Here is a 5,631-nt window from a genome sequence, read left to right on the forward strand (position 1 = left end):
CGCCCGCGGCGGTCCCGGGCGCGGTGGACGCCGCCGCCCGCGGGCCGCCCGCCGTCCCCGCGCATCCCGGGGCTCCTCCCAGCGCTGGTTCCGGCTGGCGTCGAGGGCTCCCGGGCCACCCGCTCTTCTATCGGCGATCATGGATGGAGGGTTCATGACGAGCCCGACGGCCCTGCGTTCGTCCCCGGTCCCACCGCGCGGCCGGATCGGCCAGCTGCGCGACCGGGCGTCGGGCCGGCACTCCCCGCTGCGCCGGCTGGACTGGCCACTGCAGATCTGTGTGATCATGTTGTCGGTGCTCGGGGCGCTGCTGGTGTGGTCCGCCACCCGGCAACGCGAGACCGAGAGCGGCGGCGACCCGCAGATATTCCTCAAGCGCCACCTGCTCAACCTGGCCATCGGGCTGGTGCTCGCGGGTGTGGCGACGATCGTCGACTATCGCATTCTGCGGGCATACGCGCCGTTCGTGTACCTGGGATCGCTGCTCGGCCTGGTCGCCGTTCTGCTGGTGGGCTCGACGATAAACGGGGCGCACTCCTGGATCGTCCTGCCGGCCGGTTTCCAGCTGCAGCCCTCGGAATTCGCCAAGGTGGCGCTCATCCTCGGGATGGCGATGGTTCTCGGGGAGAAACACGACGACCGCGACACCGGCATCCGGCTCAGCCCCGGCCACCAGGACGTCATTCTGGTGCTCGCGCTGGCGGCCGTGCCGATGGCGCTCATCATGATGCAGCCGGACTTCGGCACCGTCATGGTGTTCGTGTTCGTCATTCTCGGCATGCTCGCGGTCAGTGGCGCCCCGAGCAGGTGGGTGATCGGGCTTATTCTGTGCGGGATCCTCTTCGGCGGGGCCATCCTGCAGTTCCATCTGCTCAAGCCGTACCAGGAGGCGCGGCTGACCGAGTTCGTCCGGGACAACCAGAACACCTCGTCGACCGGCTACAACGTCGACCAGGCCATGACGGCGATCGCCAACGGCGGCCTGGCCGGCCGCGGCCTGTTCGGCGGGACGCAGACCCAGGGCCAGTTCGTGCCCGAGCAGCAGACCGACTTCGTCTTCACGGTCGCCGGGGAGGAACTGGGCTTTCTCGGTGCCGGCGGGGTCCTGGTGCTGCTCGGCGTGGTGCTGTGGCGGGCCCTGACGATCGCGTTCGACTCCGGTGACACCTTCGGTACGATGATCGCTACCGGGGTGGTGTGCTGGTTCGCGTTCCAGATGTTCGTCAACATCGGGATGACCCTGGGGGTCATGCCGGTGACCGGGCTGCCCCTGCCGTTCCTGTCCTACGGGGGGTCGTCGATGTTCGCCAACCTGCTGGCGGTCGGTCTGTTGCAGAACGTCCGGCTACGGTCCCGTTCAGACCCTTACGCCCTGTGATGACCTGGTGAGGCTGGCCCGGTGGATCCGCCGCTGACCGTGTTCATCGGTTGCCGGCAGTGTTCGGTGGTTGCCGATGGTGTTTGTCGGTCGCCGACAGCAGCCGTCCGTCGTCGGCCGTGTCGCTGGCCGGCTTGTGTGCCGTAGGCTCGCGGACATGTCCGGACAGTCGCTGTTCCCTCGCCTGGAACCGCTGTTGCCGCGGGTCCGCAAACCCGTGCGCTATCTCGGCGGCGAAGGAAATTCCCAGGTCAAGCCCTGGGCGGACGCGCTGGTTCGCTGGTGCCTGATGTATCCCGACGCCTACGAGGTCGGCCTTCCCAACCAGGGCGTCCAGATCCTCTACGAGATCCTCAACGAGCAGCCGGACGTCCTGGCCGAACGCACTTACTCGGTCTGGTCGGACCTGGAGGAGCTGCTGCGCGAGCACGGCATCCCCCAGTTCACCGTGGACGCCCACCGCGCGGTCGGTGACTTCGACCTGCTGGGGGTGAGCTTCTCCACCGAGCTCGGCTACACCAACCTGCTGACCGCCCTGGACCTCGCGGGCATCCCGCTGCACGCCGCCGACCGGGACGAGCGGCATCCGGTCGTCATCGCGGGCGGGCACGCGGCGTTCAACCCCGAGCCGGTCGCGGCCTTCGTCGACGCGGTCGTCCTCGGTGACGGCGAGCAGGCGGTCCTGGAGATCACCGATGTCGTCCGCGCCTTCAAGACCGCCGGCCGGCCCGGCGGGCGGGCGCAGCTGCTCCTGCGGCTGGCCCGGCGCGGGCTGGTCTACGTGCCGTCCTGCTACGACGTGGACTACCGGCCGGACGGCCGGATCCGCGCGGTCACCCCGAACCGTCCCGGGGTGCCGGCCCGGCCGGCCAAGCACACCGTGAGCAACCTGGACGCCTGGCCGTACCCGAAGGCGCCGCTGGTCCCGCTGGCGGAGACCGTCCACGAGCGGATGAGCGTGGAGATCTTCCGCGGCTGCACGCGTGGCTGCCGCTTCTGCCAGGCCGGGATGATCACCCGTCCGGTCCGGGAGCGCAGCATTGACACCGTCGGCGAGATGGTCGCCCGGGGCCTGGCGGCCTCCGGGTTCACCGAGGTCGGGCTGTTGTCGCTGTCCAGCGCAGACCACAGCGAGATCGGTGAGATGGCCAAGGGCCTGGCCGACCGGTACGAGGGCACCCACACCTCGCTCAGCCTGCCCTCGACCCGGGTGGACGCGTTCAACGTCACACTGGCCAACGAGTTCTCCCGCAACGGCCGGCGCAGCGGGCTGACCTTCGCCCCGGAAGGCGGCTCCGAACGGCTGCGCCGGGTCATCAACAAGATGGTCAGCGAGGAGGACCTGGTCCGCACGGTCAGCACCGCCTACGCCCAGGGCTGGCGGCAGGTGAAGCTGTACTTCATGTGCGGCCTGCCCACCGAGACCGACGAGGACGTCCTGGCGATCGCCGGCCTCGCCCGCGAGGTGATCAGGGCCGGGCGGCGGGCCAGCGGGCACCGCGACATCCGCTGCACGGTGTCGATCGGCGGCTTCGTGCCCAAGGCGCACACACCGTTCCAGTGGGCGGCCCAGGCCTCCCATGAGGTCACCGACGCCCGGCTGCGGCTGCTGCGCGACGCCATCCGCGGCGACCGGGAGGTGGGGCGGGCGATCGGTTTCCGCTACCACGACGGCCGCCCGGGCGTGATCGAGGGTCTGCTCGCCCGCGGTGACCGCCGGGTTGGCGCGGTGATCGAACGGGTATGGCGCGACGGTGGCCGGTTCGACGGATGGAGCGAGCACTTCTCCTTCGAGCGTTGGGAGAAGGCCTGCGCCGCGGAGCTGGAGCCGTTGGGGGTCTCCCTCGACTGGTTCACCACCCGTGAGCGCGACGAGCGCGAGGTACTGCCCTGGGACCACCTGGACTCCGGCCTCGACCGTGACTGGCTGTGGTCGGACTGGCAGGAGGCGCTGCGCGGCGCCGAGCTGGACGACTGCCGCTGGACCCCCTGCTACGACTGCGGGGTCTGCCCGGCCATGGGCACGCAGACCCAGATCGGCCCGACCGGCCGGACCCTCCTGCCGCTCGTGTCGACCGGGCCGGGCCGGACCGGTGGCCCCGGTGCCCCCGACGGCCCCGGTGCCCCCGACGGCCCCGGTGCCCCCGACGGACTCGGGAACCCGGGTGGCCCCGGCGCCTCGGACAGCGCCGGCAGGACAGCCGATGCCGCGGCGTCCTGAGGGCCCGCCCCCGCCACCGGTCGTCGCGCGGGTGCGGGTGCGGTTCGCCAAGCGGGGGCGGTTGCGTTTTCTGTCCCACCGGGATGTCGCACGGACCTTCGAGCGTGCCCTGCGGCGCGCGGGCGTCCCGATGGCGTACTCGGCGGGCTTCAGCCCGCATCCGCGCATCTCCTGGCTGGGCGCCGCCCCCACGGGCGCCGCCAGCGAGGCCGAGTACGTCGAGCTCGCCCTGGCCGAGCACCGCCAGCCCCGGGCGCTGGGGGAGGCGCTGGACGCGGCCCTGCCAGCCGGGCTGGACGTGGTGGCCTGCGCGCAGGCGGCCGCGACACCGCTGGCGGAGCTGGTGGACGCGTCGCACTGGTGGATCCGGCTGCCGGGTGTCGCGCCCACCGCGTTGGCCGCCGCCGTCGACGTGCTGCTCGCCCGTGACCTGGTGGAGGTGGAGCGGGTCACCAAGGACGGACATCGGCGCTTCGATGTCCGTCAGGCAGTGGTCTTGATGGTTTGCCGTGCGGAGAACGACACGTGTGCGATACTGGATACGGTTGTGCGGCACACGACGCCCGCCGTACGACCCGACGACATGCTGACCGCCCTCTGTGTGGTCGCCGGCCTCCGGCCGCCAGTACCACCCGAACCACTGCGGCTCGGGCAAGGTCGGCTGCTGGCGGATGGCACCGTGGCGGATCCGCTCATGCCGGACCGCGACGACGCGGGACGACTGGTCGGCCGAATCGATGCGTGATGCAGGGTGTCGCAGGATTCGCCGGTGGTACGCCGCCGGACCGAGACAGTGGTTCCTGAGCGGTCGCGACTGTGACAGCAGCGCGCCCGGGGACCCCGAGAGGCTTCATAACCCGTGCCCGAAGACATTTTGACAGGCTCCGATGAGACACTCATCACTCGTCCAGCGCCGAGACGGCGGCGCGCCGCCGGACGATCAGCCGGACCTCCGCCCGAGCTCCTGACCGGGAACGGGGCCGCAACCGCCGCTGACATCAGCGCGCAGGCCCCGGCCGGGTCACCCGAGCCACCCGGTACGCCGTTGCCACCGGACGAACCGGTAGCCGTCGGCGACGTGACCAGCGAGGACGTGACCAGCGAGGACGTGACCAGCGAGCCGGCCGCCGCGACGAACAATCCGCCAGAACCGGCAGCCGCGCTGTCGACGGCAGCGCCGTCGGCACCGGCTCGGCCGGCTCGGTCGGCTGAGCCGCCGGTAACAGAGCCGTCGGTAACGGCGGCGCAGCCGACGGCCGTCCAACCCACCGGTTCCGAGCGGTCGTTGCCGGCCGCGTCCGAGCCTGATCCGTCCCTTTCTGATCTTAGTGGTTCCGCGGCCACGCGGGCCGGCGGACCGCGGACGTCGGCGACCGGCGACGCCGCCCCGGCCGCGAAGCCACGGCTGCGCCGTGGCCGGGCGGTCACGGCGGTGACCTTCCAGGCGCCCGAACCCGCCGCGATCGAGCTGGTGCAGCGCCGCCGCCGTGAGTCCTCGCCACCTGCCAGCGACACCTTCTCGTTCGGTGCCGACAGGGTGAACGGGGACGCCGTGAACGGCTCCGGCGAAGTGGCCACCGCCGCGGCCGGCCCGTCTGCCGATACCGGTGGGGACCGGCGGTACGCGCGGTCCGGGCCGGGGCCGGCCGTTGGCGCCGGCCCGCGCGTCGACGAAGATCCCGAGCCCGAGCCGGAGCTCGCCGGATACACCGATGTCGACGCGCCGACGGCGGCCGATCTGGCGGCCGACGACGGCGACGGCGACGGCGACGGCGACGGCGGTTCGACGCGCCGGCGCCGCCGTGGCCGGCGGGGACGCGGCCGGGCTCGCGCCGACGAGGAGACCGACAACATCGACGAGCTGGACAGCGCCGCCTTCGACGGGGCGCCCGGCCGTCCCGACGAGGACGGCCTGGACAGCACACCCGGTTCCGGTCGCACCGGGGCCGACGACCCACGGCCGGCGGCGGACCGGGAGCCGGCGGACCCCGATGAGCCCGCGCGGCCCCGGGCCGGGCAGGCCGGCCCGGCC

The 5,631-nt window shown here is 72.2% G+C and carries 3 protein-coding genes and 1 pseudogene; all 4 read left to right on the forward strand.

The window, feature by feature from the left end:
- Window positions 1-154 precede the first annotated feature (154 nt).
- Window positions 155-1,378, forward strand: coding sequence for a rod shape-determining protein RodA (gene rodA, locus NBX02_RS07255; RefSeq protein ID WP_250285398.1), 1,224 nt, complete (start codon window positions 155-157; stop codon window positions 1,376-1,378).
- Window positions 1,379-1,535: 157 nt separating this feature from the next.
- Window positions 1,536-3,599 (forward strand): TIGR03960 family B12-binding radical SAM protein, encoded by a 2,064-nt coding sequence (locus NBX02_RS07260; protein ID WP_250285399.1) that lies wholly within the window; start codon window positions 1,536-1,538, stop codon window positions 3,597-3,599.
- Entirely contained in the window at window positions 3,583-4,344 is a 762-nt protein-coding gene (locus NBX02_RS07265; protein WP_250285400.1) for a TIGR03936 family radical SAM-associated protein, read from the forward strand. Before NBX02_RS07260 ends, NBX02_RS07265 begins: the two co-directional genes overlap by 17 nt.
- 333 nt (window positions 4,345-4,677) lie before the next feature.
- Window positions 4,678-5,631, forward strand: a pseudogene (locus NBX02_RS07270) (hypothetical protein); the annotation flags it as partial.

The sequence above is a fragment of the Protofrankia sp. CiP1_Cm_nod1 genome, assembly GCF_920888515.1.
Taxonomy (GTDB): domain Bacteria; phylum Actinomycetota; class Actinomycetes; order Frankiales; family Frankiaceae; genus Protofrankia.

What these genes read in the sequence shown, in the direction of transcription:
- NBX02_RS07265 (WP_250285400.1), top strand. Translation starts at nt 3,583, where the DNA reads ATGCCGCGGCGTCCTGAGGGCCCGCCCCCGCCACCGGTCGTCGCGCGG.
- rodA (WP_250285398.1), top strand. Translation starts at nt 155, where the DNA reads ATGACGAGCCCGACGGCCCTGCGTTCGTCCCCGGTCCCACCGCGCGGC.
- NBX02_RS07260 (WP_250285399.1), top strand. Translation starts at nt 1,536, where the DNA reads ATGTCCGGACAGTCGCTGTTCCCTCGCCTGGAACCGCTGTTGCCGCGG.